Origin of the sequence: Nocardia sp. NPDC051052, assembly GCF_044456045.1 — a bacterium.
Classification (GTDB): domain Bacteria; phylum Actinomycetota; class Actinomycetes; order Mycobacteriales; family Mycobacteriaceae; genus Nocardia.
This window is the reverse complement of sequence record NZ_JBITFL010000001.1, coordinates 636,228-657,478: the sequence shown is the minus strand read 5'-3', so window position 1 is coordinate 657,478 and position 21,251 is coordinate 636,228. Positions and strand designations below refer to the sequence as shown.

The window sequence follows — 21,251 nt, the reverse complement described above, 5'->3', positions numbered from 1 at the left end:
ATGCCGTACTCCCGCTTTGCCATCGGGCCGCGTACAGCCGAACGCGCACCACCCGAAGTCGAACGGGCACCCGCCCGATCAGGAACTCGCACCAGTAGCGGCCACAACCGCTGCACCTTGCAAGGCGCAGCGTGCCGAACTCCCGTTCCTGGTCGACCGCATGCAGCCGACCAGGAACGGCCCGTGGTCGAACGGTCAGTGACCCGCATCGGTCGAGCAGAAACCGACCACATCGCAATGCAAAGCGTGCCGAACTCTCGGTCGACCATCGGCCGCGTGCAGCCGAACACGCACGACCCGTGGTCGAACGGCACCACCCTGGCCGCGCAGCCACCCCTGGCCGAAGGGGCACGGCCCGCGGCCAGCCGATCAGCGAACCCGCGCCAGCCGACCGGGCACCGCCCATGGTCGAGCGGGCATGGCAGGTGGTCGGAGGGGCCTGGCCTGTGATCGGGCAGGCACCACCCTGGCCGAGCGGGCACCGCCCCTCGTGGAAGGGGCACGGCCGCGGCCAGCCGATCAGCGAACCCGCGCCAACCGAGCGGACACGACCGACCACATCGCAACGCGGAGCATGCCGAAAACCCACTCGACCATCGACCGCGTGCAGCCGACCGGGCACGACCCGTGGTCGTAAGGGACACAGCGCGTGGTCGACCGATCAGCGAACCCGCGCCAACCGAGCGGACACGACCGACCACATCGCAACGCGGAGCATGCCGAAAACCCACTCGACCATCGGCCGCGTGCAGCCGGATGGGCACCGCCCGTAGACAAATGGGCACGCCAGAAATCTCGAGCGACTGACCAGGTTTGGTGGTCGCCAGTTCAGGGCGGTGAGGCCGGAACATTTGATGAACGGGCCCCGTCAAACGGGCGGCTAACTCTATACTGTGACCGCCGTACATGGTCGCCAGAAGGTAGCGGCGACATGTGGGTTCGGCGCTGTCAGTGTGGTGCCGTGCGTGTGTTCAGCCCGTCCGCTTGTGAAGGTTGCTGTGCCGATGCCCGAGTTTCGTGCTGTTCCGGTGGGATTCGCTGATCGTAAACGTCACCGTCCGCCGGAGCGATCCCTGATCGGACAGCGCGTGCTGATCACCGATGCCTGCTCCGATATCGGCCGGGCCACCGCGAATGTGCTTGCCGCCCAGGGCGCTCAACTGCTGTTGGTCGCGCGTGGCAGCGATGAGCTCATCGGTGCCTGCGAGGAGATCCGCTCGGACGGCGGTGTGGCGGACTGGAATCGCTGCGACGTCTCCGCGCTCGGCGACGTCGATCAGCTCGTTACGTGGGTGCTCGGCGAATTCGGCACGGTCGACGTGCTGATCAACACGGCCGGGCGGCCGATGCGCAGACCGGTGACCCAGTCACTGCACCGCTTCCGCGACTACCAGCGAATGATGGCCACCAACTATTTCGGCCCGCTGCGCCTCACCCTCGGCCTACTGCCCGCGATGCTCCGCTCCGGCTCGGGCCACGTGATCAACGTCGGCCCCTGGAACGTACACACCGGCGCCGCACCGAATTTCGCCTCCTACGCCAGCGCCCAGGCCGCCTGGACCACCTTCGGCCAATGCGCCGACGCCGAACTCTCCCCCCACGGCATCCAGGTAACCGCCGTCCACTACCCCGCCTTCCGCACGGACGTCGATGCCACCCAGCCCCCCGCAGCAGCCACCCAAACCGCCCACCGCATCGAATCCGCCATCAACGCCACCTCCCCCCGCACCCAACCCCGCTTCACCCGCACCCTCTACGCCCTAGCCGGCGTAGCCCCCCGCTCCACAGCCCGCCTCATGCACGCCTTCGGCATCTAGCCCTACCCGCACTTGACGCAAGCAACATCCACTTGACGCACGCCGCAACCTACGTCAAGACGCCGAAAGCCCCCTCCGGCGGTGGCGGGAGGGGGCTTTTGGGGTGGGTTAGTGCTTTTCGGGGCCGAGGTAGTACTCGAAGACTAGGCCTGCGGCGGCGATGAGGATGCAGACTACGCCGAGGCCGATCAGCCAGAACTGGAAGAAGGCCAGGCCGAGGGCGGTGATGGCACCGGCACCGGCGAGGGTGATGGGCCAGAAGCTGCCGGGCGAGAAGAAGCCCAGGTCGCCTGCGCCGTCGACGATCTCGGCGTCTTCGTAGTCTTCCGGACGCAGGTCGAGGCGACGCGCGACGAAGCGGAAGTAGGTGCCGATGATCAGCGACAGGCCGGCGGTCAGGACGGTCGCGGTGGTGCCCGCCCATTCCACGCCGGTGCGAGAGACGCCGGTGAAGTAGCCGTAGACAATCGCGACGATGATGAAGAACACCGTCAGCAGTTCGAATATCCGCGCTTCGATCTTCATATCAGATCAGTCCCTTACTTTGCCTCGGCCGCGGTCTTGGTCGTGCGATCGGTGTTGAACGGCCGGGTCGACGTGGCGACCGGCGATTCACCGATGGACTGCAGCGCTTCGGCGTTGGTCTTGCCCGCCTTGCGCGCGTCCAGGTACTTCGTGAACTTGTCCGGCGAAACCGCGCGCACCTCGAAGTTCATCATCGAGTGGAAGGTGCCGCACATTTCCGCGCAACGACCGACGAACGCACCTTCCTTCTCGATCTTGGTGATCTGGAAGACGTTGTCCGAGTGGTTTTCCTTCGGGTTCGGCATCACGTCGCGCTTGAACAGGAACTCCGGCACCCAGAAGGCGTGCACCACGTCGGCCGCGGCGAGCTGGAACTCGATCACCTTGTTGGTCGGCAGCACCAGGACCGGCACCTCGGTGCTGGAACCATAGGTCTCGACCTTGTCGTAGTGCAGGTAGGACAGGATGTCGTTCGCGGGCAGGCCGTCGTGCATCGGGCCTGGCTGCGCGTGGCCGTCCTTGGTCTTTTCCTTGTACCCCTCGAGCTGTTCCTGGTTCGCGGACTCGCGCGTGCTGTCGACCCCGTCGTACTTGGCGCCGTCCTTGAAGTCCACACCGCGGTAGCCGAACTTCCAGTTCCACTGGAAGGCGGTGACATCGACCGTGACGTCGGGGTTGTCGACCTTCTCGTGCACGTAGTTCTGCACGACGACGGTGAAGTAGAACAGCACCGCGATGATGACGAACGGCACCGCCGTGTAGGTCAGCTCCAGCGGCACGTTGTAGCCGGTCTGCCGGGGGAACTCCGGGGAGTCCGCCTTCTTGCGGTGGAACGCGACGGTCCAGAAGGTCAGACCCCACACCAGCACGCCCATCAACAGAGCGGCTACGACCGACCAGGTCCACAGCTCCCGCATCCGGGTGGCCTGCGGCGTGACGCCCGAGGGCCAGCCGAACCGCAGCCAGACACTATCGATCGAGCAGCCCGAGACAAGCACCGCGGTGATCCCGAGGGACACCGCCAGCCCGGCCCGCCGAAGGATCCGTCCGTGGGAACGGTTAGCCGGCGAAGCCGGTGGGGTGGGTGAACCCTGTGCGGGTCGTACCCCGATCTCTTCGCTCGCCTTGTGCGCCACGCTCACGCCTTCCTGGTCGCCACACATTCCGACATTTGCACCGCCTGGGCTGCGACCGCCCGACGATACGTTCTAAGCACATGATCAGGCCGGTCCCCGGTCGAGCGCGTACGCCGCCTGAGAATGGCCTGAGTACTACGCAGCGTAGACCAAACGGGCGCCTTGTTTGTCGTCGGGTCGCATTCGACACTCCGCGCATCGCGCCCGCCCGCGCATCTCTGCGCAAAAGCCCTGGACAGGGTGCGCAGTACGCGGGCGGCGCGCGTGTGCGGCATACTCGGACACAACATTTCGGCCGCTGTGCTCACCGCGAGATCAGGCCCCGGCAGGTACCGGATCAACCCCTCGCGGTAGACGCTGCGCACCGCCCCCGCAAGACATTCGGACGCGCCGGTTTCCGGCCGTGTCCCGACCGGAGAAACGAGGTTGCCGACGCCGTGTGTGGACTGCTCGGGTTTCTGACATCTGACGAGGCAGCGCCTGGCGTGGTGGAGCAGGTGTACGACGCGCTGCACTGCGTCCGCCACCGCGGCCCCGACGAAAGAGGGACGTGGCACGACGGTGGCGATGGTCGCTCCGCAGGCTCCGCTCCGGTCCATATGATCTTCGGCTTCAACCGCCTGTCGATCATCGACATCGAACACTCGCACCAGCCGCTGCGCTGGGGCCCGCCGGAGAACCGGGAGCGCTACGCGCTGACCTTCAACGGCGAGATCTACAACTACATCGAACTGCGCAAAGAGCTGGCCGACGCGCACGCCGCCGAGTTCGGTGACGACTCGATCTTCCGGACCGAGGGCGACGGCGAGGCCGTGGTCGCGGCGTTCCACTACTGGGGCCCCGAGGCGGTGCGCAGGCTGCGCGGCATGTTCGCGTTCGCGATCTGGGACACCGAGACCAAGGAACTGTTCCTGGCGCGGGACCCGTTCGGCATCAAGCCGTTGTTCCTGGCCACCGGCGCGGGCGGCACCGCGTTCGGCAGCGAGAAGAAGAGCCTGCTGGAGCTGCTGCCCGCGCTCGGGCTCGGCGACGAGCTGGATCCGCGCGCGCTGGAGCACTACACGGTGCTGCAATACGTGCCGGAGGCGGAGACGCTGCACAAGGACATCCGGCGGCTGGAATCCGGGAGTTACGCGACGGTCGGTCTCGGCCAGGCGCCCAAGGTCACCCGCTACTTCCATCCGCAGTTCACGGTTCGCCCGTTCGCGCCGGGTTCGGCGGCCGCTCGCTACCGCGAGATCGCCGAGGCAATGGAGGATTCGGTCGCCAAGCACATGCGCGCGGACGTCACCGTCGGCTCGTTCCTGTCCGGCGGCATCGACTCCACCGCGGTCGCCGCGCTGGCCATGCGGCACAACCCGAAGTTGATCACCTTCACCAGCTGCTTCGAACGCGAGGGCTACTCCGAGGCCGACGTCGCCGCTGAGACCGCCGCGGCGATCGGCGCCAAGCACGTCATCAAGACCGTCTCGCCCGCCGAGTTCGCCGCCGCGATTCCCGAAATCGTCTGGTACCTCGACGATCCTGTGGCCGACCCGGCGCTGGTGCCGCTGTACTTCGTGGCGAAGGAGGCGCGCAAGCACGTCAAGGTGGTGCTGTCCGGCGAGGGTGCCGACGAGCTGTTCGGCGGCTACACGATCTACCGGGAGCCGTTGTCGCTCAAGCCCTTCGAGTACCTGCCCGGCGGGCTGCGCAAGCTGGCGGGCAAGCTCTCCGACCGCATTCCGGACGGCACCAGGGGCAAGAGCCTGCTGCACCGCGGCTCGCTCAGCCTGGAGGAGCGCTACTACGGCAACGCGCGCAGCTTCAGCGACGCCCAATTGCGTTCCGTGCTCCGCGAATTCCGGCCCGAATGGACCCATCAGGACGTGACCGCGCCGATCTACGCGCAGTCACGCGGCTGGGATCCGGTGGCCCGCATGCAGCATCTGGACCTGTTCACCTGGTTGCGCGGCGACATCCTGGTCAAGGCCGACAAGATGACCATGGCCAACTCCCTCGAATTGCGGGTGCCGTTCCTGGATACCGAGGTGCTGAAGGTCGCCGAGGGGCTGCCCTTCGAGCAGAAGATCACCAAGGAAACCACGAAATACGCTCTGCGCCAGGCACTCGAGGGCATCGTGCCCGCGCATGTGCTGCACCGCGCCAAGCTCGGCTTCCCGGTCCCGCTGCGGCACTGGTTGCGCGGCACCGAGCTCTACGATTGGGCCCATCAGCAGATCCTCGAATCGCAGACCGATCACCTGCTGAACAAGGCCGCGATCAGCGACATGCTCGTCGCCCACCGGACCGGCACCATCGACCACAGCCGCCGTCTGTGGACGCTGCTGGTCTTCATGGTGTGGCACGGCATCTTCGTCGAGGACCGCATCAAGCCGGAGATCCAGGAGCCGGTCTACCCGGTCTCACTGTAGGTCGTTGTCGAAGTGCCCCTCGCCGAAAGGGCTGAGGGGCTGCACAACTCATGTGCGGCAGCACCCTGATGCGCTGCCGCACAATACGTGTGCGGCAGCGTCAGGCTCAGAGCAGCGGCTTGATTTCGGCGGCCGCCTCGGCACCGTAGGCGCCGGCCAGGCGCTCGAGCGCGGTCTCTTTGTTGAGGGTCCACTCCTGGGTGCCCATGGTTTCCAGGACCAGCACCGCGATGAGGGAACCGAGCTGGGCCGAGCGCTCCAGGCTGAGGCCCGCGGTGTGGCCGGTGAGGAAACCGGCGCGGAACGCGTCACCGACGCCGGTGGGCTCGACCTTGGTGGTCTCGGGAACGACACCAACGGTCAGTTCGGTGCCGTCCCGGTCGACGATGTGCACACCGTCGGCGCCGAGCGTGGTCACCCGGATGCCGACGCGCTGCGCGATCTCGGCCTCGCTGAGACCGGTCTTCTGCAGCAGCAGCGCCCACTCGTACTTGTTGGTGAAAAGGTATGCGGCGCCGTCGATCAGCTGCACGGCCTGGTCGCCGTCGAGGCGGGCCAGCTGCTGGGACGGGTCGGCGGCGAACGGGATGCCGAGCTCGCGGCACTGGGCGGTGTGCACCAGCATCGCGTCGGGGTCGTTGGCGCCGACCAGCACGAGGTCGAGCGCATGCGCCTTGGCGAGTTCGCCGATGGAGATGTCGCGGGCCTCGCTCATCGCGCCCGGGTAGAACGACGCGATCTGCGCCATGTCGTCGTCGGTGGTGCAGACGAAACGCGCGGTGTGCGCGCGCTCGGAGATCAGCACACCGGAGCAGTCGACGCCGTGCGATTCCAGCCACTGACGGTATTCGGCGAAGTCGGCGCCGACGGCACCGACGAGCAGCGGCGTGCGGTTCAAAAGACCCATGGCGTAGGCGATGTTGCCTGCGACGCCGCCGCGGCGGATCTGCAGGTCGTCGACGAGGAAACTGAGCGATACGTGGTCGAGCTGATCAGCCAGCAGTGCGTCACGGAACCGTCCGGAAAAACGCATGAGGTGGTCGGTGGCAATGGACGCGGAAACGGCGATGGACACGAGGCTGGCCCTTCAACGGTAGGCGGCAGGCGGTGCAGACCGGGAACGAAGTCCCAGCATTACCGTACCAATGTTGGACAAGGGCTCGGCCCCCCTCGATGGGGGGACACGGTCGGCGAGATGCCTGGCGGCACGCGATCGTTGGGCCGGAGCGTCGTGCCCACCGGACTGCCGAGCCACCCGAATTCTTACGAAATCCGACGCTTCCGCGCTGGCCGGGCCCGGCGGCCGCCGGGCCATGCGGCCCTCGAATGGACTTGGTGGCGGCAAAGTGCGAGTGGCGCCTGTTCGGCGCGGAGTGTGTCGCCTGGCTGGGCAGTGGCCCGGAAACGCGCGACCCCACGTGAACGCTTCTCACGTGGGGTGGGCTGTTACGCGGAGAACCCGCTTACGACGAGTCGGACGGGTTCGGTCAGTTGAACGAATCGCCGCAGGCGCAGGAGCCGGTGGCGTTCGGGTTGTCGATGGTGAAGCCCTGCTTCTCGATGGTGTCGACGAAGTCGATGGAGGCACCCTGGATGTACGGGGCGCTCATTCGGTCGACGGCCAGCTTGACGCCGCTGAATTCGACGACGATGTCGCCGTCGAGCGAGCGATCGTCGAAGAACAGCTGATACCGCAGACCGGCACAGCCACCCGGCTGCACGGCGATCCGCAGCGCCAGGTCGTCGCGACCTTCCTGGCCCAGCAGCGCCTTCGCCTTGCTGGCGGCAGCGTCGGTCAGCACGGCACCGTGTGTTTCGGTGGCGGTCTCGTTCTGCACAGTCATGAACTCTCCTCGAGGAACCTGTCGTCGACCCGTGAACAGCGCACGGGTCGTGTCGGTCAACACCACTCGGCGGGCTGCTATTCCCCATCTTGCCACCACCGCGCCCGCGGGAACACGCAACCTACGTGACCCGGCACACCTGCGCGAATCGGACCGCATTTCCCGCCGCGTATTCCATCGAATAGCCTGGTCGATGTGAAATTGTTCCGTCGCGGCGAGTCCAGCACCACCGACGCGGCCGCCGATCAGACGGCGGTCGTGGACGGCGGCTCGACCGCGGGCACCACTCGCACGGCGGTCACCGCCACCGCGGGCAAGGGCCGTCCCACTCCGAAACGCCGTGACGCACAAGGCAAGCGACGCGGCCCGATCGCTCCAGCACCGCTCACCGCGAAGGAGGCCCGCGCCCGGCGCAAGGCCACTCGTGGCAGCAAAGAGGAGCGCAAACAAGCCTCCGCCGAGCGCAAGGCGGCCGTCCAGGATCGGCGCACGCGCATGCTCGCCGGCGAGGACAAGTACCTGCTGCCGCGTGATCAGGGGCCGGTGCGTGCGTTCGTCCGCGACATCGTGGACGGCAGGCGCAACCTGGTCGGCCTGTTCATGCCGATGGCGCTGGTGCTGATCCTGTCGATGTTCGTGGCGCCCGCGCTGCAGACGATCGTCACGCTGGCCATGCTGGTGATGATGTTCTTCATGATCGCCGAGGGCTTCCTGCTCGGCCGGATCGTGAACGGGCGGGTCAGGGAGCGTTTCCCGGACACCGAGGACGGTGGGTACAAGCTCGGTTGGTACGCGTTCGTGCGCGCGTCGCAGATCCGCAAGATGCGGGCGCCGAAGCCGCGGGTCCGCCCGGGCGAGGCGATCTAGCTCGTCCGCGGGGCCGATCGGCGTTAAGCGCCATTGACACCTTTCCGGCCGACGATTGATCAGCATGCCGTGCATCGGCATCCCCTGCACATGATTGCGGCCCGGCTCGTGGACACGAGCCGGGCCGCCGCCGGTTGCGGGAACATGAGGTCAGATGTTGGTGGTTCGGCCGTGCATCGCCGACAGGTCGGCCTGCATACGCTGCATGTCGCGATCGGTGATGTTGGACGAGCCCGCGGGTGACGAGTAGTGCGCCACCATCGCGGCGAAAGTGACGATGACTGCCATGGTGATCAGAAAAGTAATCATGGCAGTAATTTTGCCCTCGGCCAGTTACTGCCGAAAGTGGCTGGACTGACACAGTTCGTAAAGATCCAGCCATTAGACTGGGCGCATGCTGTCGAAGGTTGCGGTCGTGCTGTCCGACCACATGGCCATGTTCGAATTCGGGGTGGTCTGTGAGGTTTTCGGCCTCGACCGGACTGCCGACGGGCTGCCCGCGTTCGACTTCAAGGTGTGCAGCGCCACGCCAGGCAAGCCGCTGCACTCCAAGACGCCCGGCATCACGGTCACGCCGGAGTACGGCCTCGACGAGCTGGCGAAGGCCGATCTGGTCGCGATTCCGGCCGCCTCGTCGAAGGACGGGTTCGATCCACGGATCATCGACGCCGTCCGGGCTGCCGCGGACGCGGGGGCAATCGTGCTGACCGTCTGCTCCGGCGCGTTCCTCGCCGGCGCGGCCGGCCTGCTCGACGGGCGCAAATGCACCACCCACTGGAGCTACGTGGACGAGCTCGCCGCGATGTACCCCGAGGCGACCGTCGACCCCGACGTGCTGTTCGTCGACGCGGGCAACCTGATCACCAGCGCGGGCACCGCCGCGGGCATCGACGCCTGCCTGCATCTGGTGCGCCGCGAACTCGGCAGTGCGGTGGCCAACGCGATCGCGCGCCGGATGGTCGTGCCGCCCCAGCGCGACGGCGGGCAACGCCAATTCATCGAGCGGCCGGTCGCCACCTGCACCTCCGACAGCCTCATCCCGACCCTGGAGTGGATGAACGAGAACCTCGACCTCCCGCACACCATCGAAGAGCTGGCCGCGCGCTCGACCATGTCCACCCGCACCTTCGCCCGCCGCTTCGCCGCCGAAACCGGAACCACCCCGGTGAAATGGCTGACCAACCAGCGCGTCCTACTGACCAAACACCTGCTCGAGGAAACCGACCTCGGCCTCGAACAAATCGCCGCCCGAGCAGGTTTCGGCTCCGGCGCCCTCCTGCGCCACCACTTCCAACGCCTCGTCGGCATCGCCCCCACCGAATACCGCCGCCGCTTCGGCGCCACTTTAGAAATGGTCGACACCCCCGCCTGACAGTCCCAGCCGCACCCTCGCGGTCCGCACCCGCTCTTGGGTCCGCCACCTCCGCTCCTGTTGGCGCTGCGGATCCGTGAGCCCGGCGGATCGCGGATACCGCGTGGACGCGGTCGACTCGGCGGCGGTTGATACCGTGCTGTCGTGTCGCACAGTGTCTTGTCTGCCGAGCCGCGCCGGACTCTCGTCCTCGGCGGCGCCCGGTCCGGTAAATCCGCCTACGCCGAAGAGTTGGCCGCGACGGCGCCTGGGCCGGTCCGCTATCTCGCGACCTCGATTCCCGACCCCGCCGACCTCGACTTCGCCGAACGCATCGCCGTGCACCGCGACCGCAGGCCAGCCGACTGGACCGTGCTCGAAAGTGCCGACCCGGCAGCCGTTCTCGGCGCTCCGGCACCCGAGGGCAGCACACTGATCGATGACATCGGCACCTGGCTCACCGCACGTATCGACGCCCGCGCCGCCTGGGAATCCCCGCGCGGCACCGTCGCGCCCGACGCCGACGCTCTGGTCGCCGCCGTCGCCGCCTACCCGCAGCACCTGATCATCGTGAGCCCCGAAGTCGGCATGGGCATCATCCCCGCCACTCGCTCCGGCCGCCTGTTCCGCGACGAAATCGGCACCCTGAACCAACGCCTAGCCCAAGCCTGCGACGAAGCATTCCTCGTCGTAGCCGGACTCCCCCTGCGCCTCAAGTGAACCGCCCCAGCCCCTATTCGCCGCACCAGTCAGTACTTCGCACACCTGCTCCGTCCTCCACATAGGGAATGAACAGCTGAGCAGTGTGCGACGGGCGAAGCGCGTGTGTGAAGGACGCGCGCACTGAGGTGGCACGCGGCTGTGCGCCGTCGACGTGCTCGTGAGTCCGAGCCGCGCTTGACATCGGCAGCGACCAGCCCGGCGAGGCACCCGGGCGCGACGACGAAACACGACCGATCTCCGCGGTCGATGTTGGCGCAGCTGACGAAACACCGACCGATTTTCGCGGTGGATATTTTCGCGGTGGATACTGCCGTCGCTCGGCCGCGGCACGGCACAGCGCCGCGTTCAATCCGCCTGCGGACCAGCTCCCATCGATGCGTCCCAGCGGCTGGCGAAGGCGTTGCCGGAACTACTCCGCGACGGCGCGCGGCTCGGCGGGCACTGGCGGGTTGGGGCGGGTGATGTGCGGGGTGATGGGGGCGGCGGGCAAGATTGAGCGGCATATGAATGCATGGAACGTCCTGACCGGAAAGGCTCGACAGTGACACACGGATTTGGACCGGTGACGCCTCCTGACGCACAGGTTCGGGTGGCGGCCGAGCAGCGGCAGGCGCAGTTGACCAAACCCGGTGGGGCGCTCGGGCGGTTGGAGGAGCTCGGTAACTGGGTGGCGGCGTGCCAGGGTGTGTGCCCGCCGAAGCAGTTCGAGCGGGCCAGGGTGGTGGTGTTCGCCGGGGATCATGGCATTGCGCGACATGGGGTTTCGGCGTATCCGAGCGAGGTCACCGCGCAGATGGTCGCGAACTTCCTCGGTGGTGGCGCGGCGGTGAATGCCCTCGCCGTTGTCGCGGGCGCCACCGTTCGGGTCGCGGACATTTCCGTCGACGGCGAGACCGATTCGCTCATCGCCAAGCACAAGGTGCGCCGGTCCAGCGGGTCCATCGACCGCGAGGACGCGCTCACCGCCGAAGAGGTCGAGGCCGCACTCGCCGCGGGCAAGGCGATCGCGGACGAGGAAATCGACGCGGGCGCCGACGTGCTCATCGCGGGCGACATGGGCATCGGCAACACCACCCCCGCCACCGCCCTCATCGCGACGCTCACCGACACCGAACCCGTTGCCGCCGTCGGCCGCGGCACCGGCGTCGACGACGCGGGCTGGGCCCGCAAGGTCGCCGCGATCCGCGACACCATGCGCCGGGCTCGTCCGATCGCCAAGGACCCGGTCGAACTGTTGCGCGTCGCGGCGGGTGCCGATTTCGCCGCCATAGCCGGGTTCCTCGCCCAGGCTGCAGCCCGCCGGACGCCCGTCATCCTCGACGGTGTGGTCGTCACCGCCGCCGCCCTGGTCGCCGAGGACCTCGCCGCCGGTGCCTCGGCCTGGTGGCTGGCGGGCCATCGTTCCACCGAACCCGCCCACAACCTGGCCCTGCAGCGCCTGCGCCTGGAGCCGTTGCTGGATCTGGACATGCGCCTCGGCGAAGCGTCCGGCGCCCTCACCGCCCTGCCGATCCTGCGCGCCGCGGTCGCCACCCTCACAGAAATGTCCACCTTCGCCGAAGCAGGCGTCAGCACCGCCGACACCGACACCGCCGAAAACACGGAACTCACTGTCCCCGCGGACAACCCCGAGCCCACCGTCGACACTCCCCCGGCCGCGCCAGACTTGCGGAAATGAGCGAACGGCCGTCGCTGTTCGAAACACTTGCGAACACGTCGCGATACGCCGTTGTGGCGCAATTCAACTCGGGCCGACAGGGATGAACGGGGTGCGGCTCGCGGTGTCTTGGCTCACCGTCGTGCCGGTGCGCGGGCCGGAGAGTGTGGACCGGGCGGGGGCCGGGCGGGCAATTGCGTTGGCGCCGTTAGTAGGTGGGCTGCTCGGGGCGGGGGCGGCCGGACTGATGTGGGTGCTGGTTTGGGTGGGGGCGAGTTCGGTGCTTGCCGGGCTGTTGGTGGTCGGGGGGCTGGCGTTGATCACCCGGGGCATGCATCTGGACGGGCTTGCCGACACGATGGACGGCCTCGGCAGTTACGGGCCGCCCGAGCGGGCCAGGCAGATCATGAAGAGTGGTGGCGCGGGGCCGTTCGGTGTCGCCGCCATCGTGTTCTCCATTGGCGTCCAAGCGTTTTCGTTCGCCGCGCTGGCCGAGGCGGACCGCTGGTTCGCCGTCGCCCTCGCGGTCGCCGTCGGCCGTGTCGCGGTAGTTCTCGCCTGCCGCAACGGAATCGACGCCGCGCCCGACGCCAACTTCGGCGCGCTCGTCGCGGGTACCCAGCACCCGCTGACCGCCGCGGCCTGGACTGCCGTCGCCCTCGCCGCCGCCGTCTTCGCCACACCCGCGCCTTGGCAAGGTCCGCTCGCCGTCCTCATCGCCCTGGCCGCCTCGACCATCCTCATCCGCCACTGCGTCCGCCGATTCGACGGCCTCTCCGGCGACACCCTCGGCGCCGCCATCGAACTCACCGTCTCCGTCACGGCCGCCACGCTGTCCGTCTGTCTCTGAAGCACCACCTCCACGGCCAACGTGGATGACCGAGATCGCCACTGCCGCAATAGGCGCGGCCATGTCGCAAGTCTGTTCTCGTAAGTACGCGAACGACGTCCACGCGCACTAGCTCGAACCGAATCCACATTCAGTGGCACGTGGCGGCGGCAAACGTCGAGAAGCCCCCGCCCTGGTGTGCCACTGAATGTGGATTCGTCGATGGTTGGTGTCGAACCGACGACCCATCGTGGCGGAGGCTGCTGGGGCGATGCCACCATCACGCGCCGTTGATCTTGGTCAGGTCTAGGTGGGCGGATGTCCAGGTTTGCGGGGGTAAGAAGTTCGGCGCAGCAAACTATTTGCGGCCGCGGCGCGCGGATCGTCTGGGTCGGGCAATAAGGTGTGCGGTATGTCTTCTGAGCGCCTGTATTTTCGCCAGCTCTTGTCGGGGAGGGACTACGCCGTCGGCGATCCGATTGCGACGCAGATGCGGAATTTCGCGTATCTGATCGGCGATCGGGAAACCGGCGAGTGCTTGGTGGTCGATCCGGCGTACGCGGCGGCTGATCTGGTCGATATCGCCGAGGCCGACGGGCTCCGGCTGACCGGCGTGCTCGCCACGCACCACCATCCGGACCATGTGGGCGGAACCATGCTCGGGTTCACCCTGGGTGGGGTGCGCGAACTGCTCGAAAAGACAAGCGTCCCAGTGCATATCAACGCCCAAGAACTCTCCTGGGTGGCCAATGTCACCGGCATCGCGCCGAGCGAACTCACCGGTCACGAACACGGCGACAAGGTCAGCGTCGGCGCCTTCGACATCGAATTGCTGCACACCCCAGGACACACGCCCGGCAGCCAATGCTTCCTCTTCGACGACCGGCTCATCGCCGGCGACACGCTGTTCGTCGACGGCTGCGGCCGCACCGACTTCCCGGGCGGGGACTCCGATGAAATGTTCCGCAGCCTCCGCTATTTAGCCGAATTATCCGGCGACCCGGTCGTCTACCCCGGGCACTGGTATTCGGAGGAGCCCTACGCCCCGCTCTCCACTGTCCGGGACAAGAACTACGTCCTGCGCCCCAAAACCCTCGACGAGTGGCACGTATTCATGCCCAGCTGAATCGAGTGGCACACCAGGTGACAGCATGGTGTGCCACTCGACCGACTACATTCCGCGCATCCACCCGTGGATGTCGGCGAAGGTGCCGCGCTGGATGCCGGTGAGGGTGTCACGCAGCGCCATGGTGACCTCGCCGGGCTCGCCGCCGCCGATGGTGAACTCGCCCTCGGCGGAGCGGACCCAGCCGACGGGGGTGATCACCGCGGCGGTGCCACACGCGAAAACCTCGGTGATTTCCCCGGATTCGGCGCCCTTGCGCCATTCCTCGACCGACACCTTGCGCTCCTCGACCTTGAAGCCCGAGTCGGCGGCCAGGGTGAGCAGCGAGTCGCGGGTGATGCCGGGCAGCAGCGAACCGGACAGCTCCGGGGTGACCAGGCGGGCTTCCGAGCCGGAGCCGAAGACGAAGAACAGGTTGTTGGTGCCCATCTCCTCGACGTAGCGGCGCTCGCAGGCGTCCAGCCAGACCACCTGGTCGCAGCCCTTTTCCGTCGCCTCGGCCTGCGCGAGCAGCGACGCGGCGTAGTTGCCCGCGACCTTCGCCTCGCCGGTGCCGCCGGGTGCGGCGCGCACGTACTCGGTCGACAACCAGACCCGCACCGGCTTCACACCGCGCGGGAAGTAGGCGCCGGCCGGAGACGCCATGAGCAGGTATTTGTAGCCGGCGGCGGGCTTAACGCCGAGCCCGGCCTCGGTGGCGAACATGAAGGGGCGCAGGTACAGCGAGTCCTCGCCGCCCGCCGCGGGCACCCAGTCGCGGTCCACCTCGAGCAGCTGACGCACGGATTCGATGAACAGTTCCTCCGGCAGTTCGGCCATCGCCATCCGGCGGGCGGACCTGCGGAACCGGGCGGCGTTCGCGTCGATGCGGAAGCAGGCGACGCTGCCGTCGCTGTGCCGGTACGCCTTCAGTCCCTCGAAGATGGCCTGGCCGTAGTGGAAGACCATCGTCGCGGGGTCGAGGGCCAGCGGGCCGTACGGCTCGACGCGCGCGTTGGACCACTCGCCGTCGGCGTAGTCGATGGACACCATGTGATCGGTGAAGAACCGCCCGAACCCGGGCGCCGCCAGTACCTCTTGTACCCGCTGCGCCGGGGCGGGCGCGGGATGCGGGACACGGGCAAACTGTGCAGCAACGGTCATGGCCCTGATCCTAACCAAGCCGCTTTCAAGCTTTGCGGCCGATTGCCCGTCGCACCGCAGAACTTCCCGTCACCCCAGCCACTCGCGCACCAATGTGCACCCCGCGCCCCAATTCGTCCCAGGAAATCACACCAAGCAGTACGCACCCTGCGCACTCAGCTACCCGCCACGCCGCATCCGGCCGTGCGACACGCCGTGTCGCGCCACGCCGCACCCCCCGCGCCACGCACCCTCCGCGCCACGCCGCACCCTCCGCGCCACGCCGCACCCCCCGCGCCACGCCGCACCCCCCGCGCCACGCCGCACCCTTACGCCGCCACGCCGCCACGCCGCCACGCCGCATCGACCGCCACGCACCTCGCCGCGCGTCCGCGCCACGTCGTCCGCCACGCCACGTCCGCGTCGCCGCTACGCTGCCCGCACCATGCCGACGCATCGAGTCCTGCGAACGTCCGCTTGCGCCCGATGCGGGTGCTGCGTGCGAGCTGATCGTGGCATGACACGTCTAGCTGATCAGTACGCATGTCAACACTCACGCCGGGCGACACCGTCACAACCATGAGGTCCGCGCGACGCGTCAGCTCGTGCGAGCGGCCATCTCCTACTTCGTGTTCGTCTCCACGAAGGGCGGGCGGATGACCTCGCAGCGGAGGCGGCGGCCTCGGACGTCTACCTCGACCTCGGTGCCGGGTTCGATGCCTGCCTCGGTGTCGAGCAAGGCGAGGGCGATGCCGATCTTGAGGGTGGGTGAGAAGGTGCCGGAGGTGGTTTCGCCGACCGGCTCGCCGTCGCGCAGGACGTTCTGGCCCTGGCGCAGGACGCCGCGGTCGAGTGCCTTGAGGCCCAACAGGGTTCGGCGCGGGCCTGCCGACTTCTCCTGTTCCAGTGCGGCTTTGCCCCAGAATTCCGGCTTCTTCCAGCCGACGGCCCAGCCGGTGCGGGCCTGCACCGGGGAGATCTCCAGGGACAGTTCGTGGCCGTGCAGCGGGTAGCCCATCTCGGTGCGCAGGGTGTCGCGGGCGCCGAGTCCGGCGGCCTGACCGTCGGCGGCGCGCACCTGCGCGACGAGGGCGCGGAACAGCGGCTCGGCATCGGCCCAGCGGGGCAGCAGCTCGTAGCCGTGTTCACCGGTGTAGCCGGTGCGGCACACGCGCACCGGGCGACCGTCCCATTCGGCGTCGGCGTAGGCCATGTATTCCATCTCGGTCGGCAGGCCGAGCGCGGCGAGCACCTCGGTCGAGCGCGGGCCCTGCACGGCGAAGACGCCGTACTCCCGGTGCTCGTCGGTCACCGTGATGCCCTCGGGCGCCACCTTCTGCAGCTCCGCGACCACCGATGCGGTGTTGGCGGCATTGGGGACGAGGAAGATCTCGTCATCGCTCACGTAGTAGGCGATCAGGTCGTCGATCACGCCGCCTTCCGGCGTGCAGCACAGCGTGTACTGCGCCTTGCCCGGTCGGATCCGGCCGAGGTCGTTGGTGAGCGCCGAATTCACGAAGGCCGCCGCGCCCGCGCCACGCACCGTCGCCTTGCCGAGGTGGCTCACGTCGAACAGTCCGACCGTGGTGCGGACCGACTGATGTTCGGCCACCGTCCCCTCATACGAGACGGGCATCTCCCACCCGCCGAACGGTGCGAAAGTCGCCCCCAGCTCGACGTGTACACCATGGATAGGGCCTTGCAGCAGGTTCGAGTCGGTCACCCGGCGAGCTTATCCGCCGACCCCGAACTCCGGGCCCGCTCCCTCCCACCCACCGTCTGACCCTCCAGACGACCGCTTCCCGCTCCCCGTCAGCACCAGAATCCGGCCGTCCCCAGATCCTCCTCGCGCGCCCACCAACGACCGGACGCCACGAGCACATCCCGACCCGGTGCCCACCCCCGCCTCACTTGACCTCCAACCCACCCTCCGGCGTCTCCACCCGGATGAAGCCTCGCCGGACGGGACATGAGGGCGGCGCCACTCGCACATCACCGCCACCATGCCCCGCTCGACGACTCACGATCCGGTGAACGGGGCATGGTGGCGGCGCACTTCGCGGCGCCCATGTCCCGTTCGACAGCAAGAGATACCGGCGGTTACCCGCGGAACCACATGGGGCGCAACGTCGGCCCGCCGTCGGGCAGATCGTGGTTGGTGCCGGTTTGGGCGAAGCCCATGCGGGTGTAGAGGCGGGCGGAGCGGTCGGTGCTTGCCTCTAAGTAGGCGGGAACTGAGGCGGCTTTGGTTTGGTGGGCGAGGATAGCGGCGCCTGCGCCTTTGCCTCGGTGTGCCGGGACCGTGACGATCACTTGCAGATACCGGTGCGGGAATTCGCGGGGGTGGGAGTGCTCGAGTAGTTCACTCACGACGGCCGCTCGCTGGAGCGCGCGGATGTCGGGAACGGATTCGGCCTGCGCGCGAGCTTCGACTGCCTCGCGCTCGACGCGGTCCGCCGACTCGACGTGCTGCCAGATCGATATCGCCCAGATCTCCGATTCCGTGCCGGCGATCCAGATCTCGTCGTCACGCAGCGCGCGGTCGATGAGCGCGGGGACGTACTGGTCGCTGAACTGTTCGATCGGGTGTCCCTCGAGTATCCAGGCCGTCACCACCTCGTCGGGGCTGGCGATCGCGAATGCCGCGATCACCGCATCGCGATCCTGCGTGCTCGCCTGTCGAACCGTGAGTTCCATCCGCTGACCCTTTCGTTGTGAACGCTGTGCTCTCTTGTAAAAGTAGGCAGGTCAGAGTCATACAGCTACCATTTCGTCACACCTATTCGTGTGTCGAAATGGAGTCCATATGGCTTGCGGAAGCTGCGGCAGCGTCCTCACCCATCCGTCACGCGGCCGCAAACGCCGGTACTGCTCACGTGCCTGCCAGGCCCGCGCCTACCGCGCCCGCCGCGACGACGTAACTCCTGCGCGACGCACCGCGCGACCGATCAGACTGACCGCGGTCGGCATCCTGCGCGCCGCCATCGACCTGGCCGATCGCGACGGCATCGACGGACTTTCCATGCGCCGCCTGGCCAGCGAACTCGGCGCGGCGACCGCGGGCCTGTACCGCTATTTCCCCGATCGCGAGGCACTCCTGGACGGCATGGCCGAACTGGTACTCGCCGAAATCCGCCCGCCCGCAACCGAACTCACCGACTGGCGGGCCAGGCTCAGCTACGAGGCGCACGAGGAATGGCAGCTGTACCAGCGCCACCTGTGGATGCTGCCGATCCTGGCGCGCACCCGTCCGCCGGTCGGTCCCGCGCTCGCCGACATCCTGGAACGCTCCTTCGCCGCGCTCGACCACCGCGGCCTGACCCGCGAGTCGATGCTCGCGATCTATCTGTCGTTCTCCGGGTTGGTGCAGGGCCTGGCTTTGCTGACGAATTCGGAACGCGCCGATCGCCTGCGCGGCACCGGCGTGCCTGACGTGCCCGTCGACCTTCCGGAGCTGCTCGACCCGGCCGTCCGACCGATCCTGCATCGGCTCTTCTCGGATGGCCCGCCGGGCCCCGACCTGGACTTGGACCGAATCCTCGACGCCGGGCTCGCACTGCTCCTCGACGGCATCGCGATCAGACTGCCCAGTAGCCTGAGCCCATGACCGCTGTTGCAGATCGTTCACTAGGACCGGAACTCGCCCGCACGCAGACCATCAGCGCGGACACCGACGTGCTCGTGCTCGGATTGACGTCGTCCGAGAACGGCCCCGCCATCGTGCCCGAGGACCTGTTCGGCGACGTGCTCACCGCGGAGGTCCGTGCGGAACTGCTCGATCAGCTCGGCGCGGTCGGCGCGAAGGGCAAGTCCGAGGAACTCACCAGGGTGCCCGCCCCGGCCGGCCTGGACGGGGTGACCAGCGTGCTCGCGGTCGGCCTCGGCGCCGCCGAGAAGATCGATGCCGAGCAGGTTCGTCGCTCGGCCGGAGTCGCCGCCCGCGCGCTGTCCGGCACCGAGCTCGTGGTGACCACGTTGTCCGGCATCGATATCGGTGCCGCCGCCGAAGGTTTCTACTTGGGCGCGTACACCTTTACGCCCTTCAAGTCGGGCAAGTCCGCGCCTAAGCCGGACGAGCGACCGGTGGTCAGGGTCGAATTGCTGGTCCCCGAGCCGGAATTCGGCGAGGAGGCGCTGTTCCGCGCCCAGCTGATCGCCGAAGCCGTCGCCACCGCACGGGATTTCACCAACACCCCGCCGAGCCACCTCTACCCCGCCGAATTCGCCTCCCGCGCGCAGGAATTGGCGGAGGCGGCTGGGCTGGAGGTCGAGGTGCTCGACGAAAAGGCCTTGGACGCAGGCGGTTACGGCGGTGTGCTCGGAGTGGGCAAGGGTTCGTCACGGCCGCCACGGCTGGTCCGGATCACCTACCCGGGCGGCCCGAAGAAGGTCGCGCTGGTCGGTAAGGGCATCACCTTCGACACCGGCGGCATCTCCATCAAGCCCGCGCAGAACATGGAGAACATGACCTCGGACATGGCGGGTGCCGCCGCGGTCGTGGCCACCGTCCTGCTCGCGGCGCGGCTGAGCCTGCCGGTCACGGTCACCGCGACCGTGCCGATGGCCGAGAACATGCCGTCGTCCACCGCCCAGCGCCCCGGTGACGTGCTCACCCAGTACGGCGGCACCACCGTCGAGGTGCTCAACACCGACGCCGAGGGCCGCCTCATCCTGGCCGACGCGATCGTGCGGGCGAGCGAGGACGAGCCCGACTACCTGATCGACGTGGCCACCCTGACCGGCGCGCAGATGGTGGCGCTCGGCACCCGCACCCCCGGCGTGATGGGGACCGAGGAGTTCCGCGACCGGGTCGCCGCGATCTCCCGGGAGATCGGCGAGAACGGCTGGGCCATGCCGCTGCCCACCGAACTGCGCGCGGATCTGAACTCGAAGATCGCCGACCTGGCCAACGTCGCACCGCACCGCTGGGGCGGCATGCTCTCGGCCGGACTGTTCCTGAAGGAGTTCGTGCCGGAGGGCGTGCAGTGGGCTCACCTCGACGTGGCCGGCCCGGCCTACAACACCGGTGGCCCGTTCGGCTATATCGGCAAGGGCGGCACCGGCGTCCCGGTCCGCACGCTGATCGCCGTCATCGAGGACATCGCCGGAGAGTGACCCGAGTGCGTCGGCCGGAGTCTCCTGAATCCGGCCGACGCACTACACCCGATTCGGGCGCCGAAATCGGGACATCTGCGACACAAAACTGGGTCGCCCGACGGTAGCCAGCGGCTATAGATCGCGCAGATCGGCCTCGAACGCTCGTTGACGCTCGATGCGCTTGCGCGCGTCGTAGTCCCGCATCCGCTGCGGATATCCGGTCTTGGCGGCCTCGTAAACGGGGATCCGCAAATCCTTGGCAAGCCGCTGCGCCCCGCGCTCGCCGACGATCCGGCGCGTCCATTCACCATCGGCGGCTATCAACACGACAGTGACATCGGTCACCGTCGTTTTCGGCTCTAAATATCCTTCGACGCCGACATGGGCGCGTACCCACTCGGCCAGATACCGGGCGTCCTCGCCACCCCCCGAACCCGCACGTAGCGCGCTACCACCCCGGGTCACGCCGCCTCGGAAACGATCCAGCAAACCCAACGACGCGCACCTCCTTTCCCACCCCGATACATCGCACGCATCGGTACCTCTATCTTGCCAGCTCCGTGAAGTTCGCCGCCCTTGTGCTACGCGCCGAGCGGACGAGTGCAAGGATGGATCGCGGTACAAGAACCACACAGATCTCCGGTGCCACGCACAATGATCGGTGGCTTTCGGACTCGCGCCGCAACCCGCGACGGGGGTCCGCTGAGAGATCAACTGTTGTAGAAACCCGTCGAGCAGTCAGA

At 67.8% G+C, this 21,251-nt stretch carries 19 protein-coding genes; 10 read left to right on the top strand and 9 right to left on the bottom strand.

The window, feature by feature from the left end; all coding sequences use genetic code 11:
• Nucleotides 1-1,004: 1,004 nt before the first annotated feature.
• On the top strand, nt 1,005-1,817 hold the full coding sequence (locus ACIBCN_RS02910; protein ID WP_396989760.1) for an SDR family NAD(P)-dependent oxidoreductase: 813 nt from the start codon (nt 1,005-1,007) through the stop codon (nt 1,815-1,817).
• Nucleotides 1,818-1,925: 108 nt separating this feature from the next.
• Here the strand turns inward: ACIBCN_RS02910 and ACIBCN_RS02905 are convergent, their stop codons facing one another.
• Complete coding sequence (locus ACIBCN_RS02905; protein ID WP_378722150.1) at nt 1,926-2,342, bottom strand: cytochrome c oxidase subunit 4; 417 nt, start codon at nt 2,340-2,342, stop codon at nt 1,926-1,928.
• A gap of 14 nt (nt 2,343-2,356) precedes the next feature.
• Nucleotides 2,357-3,478, bottom strand: a complete 1,122-nt coding sequence (locus ACIBCN_RS02900) for a cytochrome c oxidase subunit II (RefSeq protein WP_396989759.1) — start codon at nt 3,476-3,478, stop codon at nt 2,357-2,359.
• A 437-nt stretch (nt 3,479-3,915) separates the two neighbouring features.
• Here ACIBCN_RS02900 and asnB point away from each other — a divergent pair, with 437 nt between their 5' ends.
• The gene (asnB, locus tag ACIBCN_RS02895; protein WP_396989758.1) at nt 3,916-5,892 is read left to right on the top strand and encodes an asparagine synthase (glutamine-hydrolyzing); all 1,977 of its coding nucleotides are present in this window, start codon (nt 3,916-3,918) and stop codon (nt 5,890-5,892) included.
• Nucleotides 5,893-5,998: 106 nt separating this feature from the next.
• On the opposite strand, the gene ACIBCN_RS02890 is transcribed toward asnB, so the two are convergent.
• Both ACIBCN_RS02890 and ACIBCN_RS02885 read right to left on the bottom strand, forming a co-directional pair.
• Nucleotides 5,999-6,967, bottom strand: coding sequence for a carbohydrate kinase family protein (locus ACIBCN_RS02890; RefSeq protein ID WP_396989757.1), 969 nt, complete (start codon nt 6,965-6,967; stop codon nt 5,999-6,001).
• A gap of 412 nt (nt 6,968-7,379) precedes the next feature.
• Nucleotides 7,380-7,736 carry a HesB/IscA family protein gene (locus ACIBCN_RS02885; RefSeq protein ID WP_396989756.1) on the bottom strand — a complete coding sequence of 119 codons (357 nt, stop codon included), beginning with the start codon at nt 7,734-7,736 and terminating at the stop codon, nt 7,380-7,382.
• A 258-nt stretch (nt 7,737-7,994) separates the two neighbouring features.
• Between ACIBCN_RS02885 and ACIBCN_RS02880 the strand changes: the two genes are divergently transcribed.
• Nucleotides 7,995-8,603, top strand: a complete 609-nt coding sequence (locus ACIBCN_RS02880; RefSeq protein WP_396990167.1) for a DUF3043 domain-containing protein — start codon at nt 7,995-7,997, stop codon at nt 8,601-8,603.
• A gap of 150 nt (nt 8,604-8,753) precedes the next feature.
• Here ACIBCN_RS02880 and ACIBCN_RS02875 read toward each other — a convergent pair whose 3' ends face one another.
• Nucleotides 8,754-8,912 carry a hypothetical protein gene (locus ACIBCN_RS02875; protein WP_396989755.1) on the bottom strand — a complete coding sequence of 53 codons (159 nt, stop codon included), beginning with the start codon at nt 8,910-8,912 and terminating at the stop codon, nt 8,754-8,756.
• A gap of 85 nt (nt 8,913-8,997) precedes the next feature.
• Between ACIBCN_RS02875 and ACIBCN_RS02870 the strand changes: the two genes are divergently transcribed.
• The 5 genes from ACIBCN_RS02870 (at nt 8,998) to ACIBCN_RS02850 (ending at nt 14,289) form a co-directional block, all read left to right on the top strand.
• Nucleotides 8,998-9,975 (top strand): helix-turn-helix domain-containing protein, encoded by a 978-nt coding sequence (locus tag ACIBCN_RS02870; protein ID WP_396989754.1) that lies wholly within the window; start codon nt 8,998-9,000, stop codon nt 9,973-9,975.
• Between the two features lie 144 nt (nt 9,976-10,119).
• A complete protein-coding gene (gene cobU, locus ACIBCN_RS02865) occupies nt 10,120-10,674 on the top strand; it encodes a bifunctional adenosylcobinamide kinase/adenosylcobinamide-phosphate guanylyltransferase (protein ID WP_396989753.1) in 555 nt (184 codons plus the stop codon).
• Between the two features lie 514 nt (nt 10,675-11,188).
• Entirely contained in the window at nt 11,189-12,355 is a 1,167-nt protein-coding gene (cobT, locus tag ACIBCN_RS02860) for a nicotinate-nucleotide--dimethylbenzimidazole phosphoribosyltransferase (RefSeq protein WP_396989752.1), read from the top strand.
• 82 nt (nt 12,356-12,437) lie between these two features.
• Nucleotides 12,438-13,184, top strand: a complete 747-nt coding sequence (locus ACIBCN_RS02855) for an adenosylcobinamide-GDP ribazoletransferase (protein WP_396989751.1) — start codon at nt 12,438-12,440, stop codon at nt 13,182-13,184.
• A 391-nt stretch (nt 13,185-13,575) separates the two neighbouring features.
• Nucleotides 13,576-14,289 carry an MBL fold metallo-hydrolase gene (locus ACIBCN_RS02850; RefSeq protein ID WP_396989750.1) on the top strand — a complete coding sequence of 238 codons (714 nt, stop codon included), beginning with the start codon at nt 13,576-13,578 and terminating at the stop codon, nt 14,287-14,289.
• A gap of 45 nt (nt 14,290-14,334) precedes the next feature.
• Here ACIBCN_RS02850 and ACIBCN_RS02845 read toward each other — a convergent pair whose 3' ends face one another.
• The 3 genes from ACIBCN_RS02845 to ACIBCN_RS02835 all read right to left on the bottom strand — a co-directional run bounded on the left by ACIBCN_RS02845 (nt 14,335) and on the right by ACIBCN_RS02835 (nt 18,108).
• The gene (locus tag ACIBCN_RS02845) at nt 14,335-15,432 is read right to left on the bottom strand and encodes a branched-chain amino acid aminotransferase (protein ID WP_396989749.1); all 1,098 of its coding nucleotides are present in this window, start codon (nt 15,430-15,432) and stop codon (nt 14,335-14,337) included.
• 601 nt (nt 15,433-16,033) lie between these two features.
• On the bottom strand, nt 16,034-17,134 hold the full coding sequence (gcvT, locus tag ACIBCN_RS02840; protein ID WP_396989748.1) for a glycine cleavage system aminomethyltransferase GcvT: 1,101 nt from the start codon (nt 17,132-17,134) through the stop codon (nt 16,034-16,036).
• 377 nt (nt 17,135-17,511) lie between these two features.
• Nucleotides 17,512-18,108, bottom strand: coding sequence for a GNAT family N-acetyltransferase (locus tag ACIBCN_RS02835; protein WP_396989747.1), 597 nt, complete (start codon nt 18,106-18,108; stop codon nt 17,512-17,514).
• Between the two features lie 109 nt (nt 18,109-18,217).
• Here ACIBCN_RS02835 and ACIBCN_RS02830 point away from each other — a divergent pair, with 109 nt between their 5' ends.
• Together ACIBCN_RS02830 and ACIBCN_RS02825 are read left to right on the top strand one after the other, a co-directional pair.
• Complete coding sequence (locus ACIBCN_RS02830; protein ID WP_396989746.1) at nt 18,218-19,018, top strand: TetR/AcrR family transcriptional regulator C-terminal domain-containing protein; 801 nt, start codon at nt 18,218-18,220, stop codon at nt 19,016-19,018.
• Nucleotides 19,015-20,526, top strand: coding sequence for a leucyl aminopeptidase (locus ACIBCN_RS02825; RefSeq protein WP_396989745.1), 1,512 nt, complete (start codon nt 19,015-19,017; stop codon nt 20,524-20,526). The genes ACIBCN_RS02830 and ACIBCN_RS02825 overlap by 4 nt, the downstream gene beginning before the upstream one ends.
• 114 nt (nt 20,527-20,640) lie before the next feature.
• Here ACIBCN_RS02825 and ACIBCN_RS02820 read toward each other — a convergent pair whose 3' ends face one another.
• Nucleotides 20,641-21,003 carry an oxidoreductase gene (locus tag ACIBCN_RS02820; protein WP_396989744.1) on the bottom strand — a complete coding sequence of 121 codons (363 nt, stop codon included), beginning with the start codon at nt 21,001-21,003 and terminating at the stop codon, nt 20,641-20,643.
• Between the last annotated feature and the right edge of the window lie 248 nt (nt 21,004-21,251).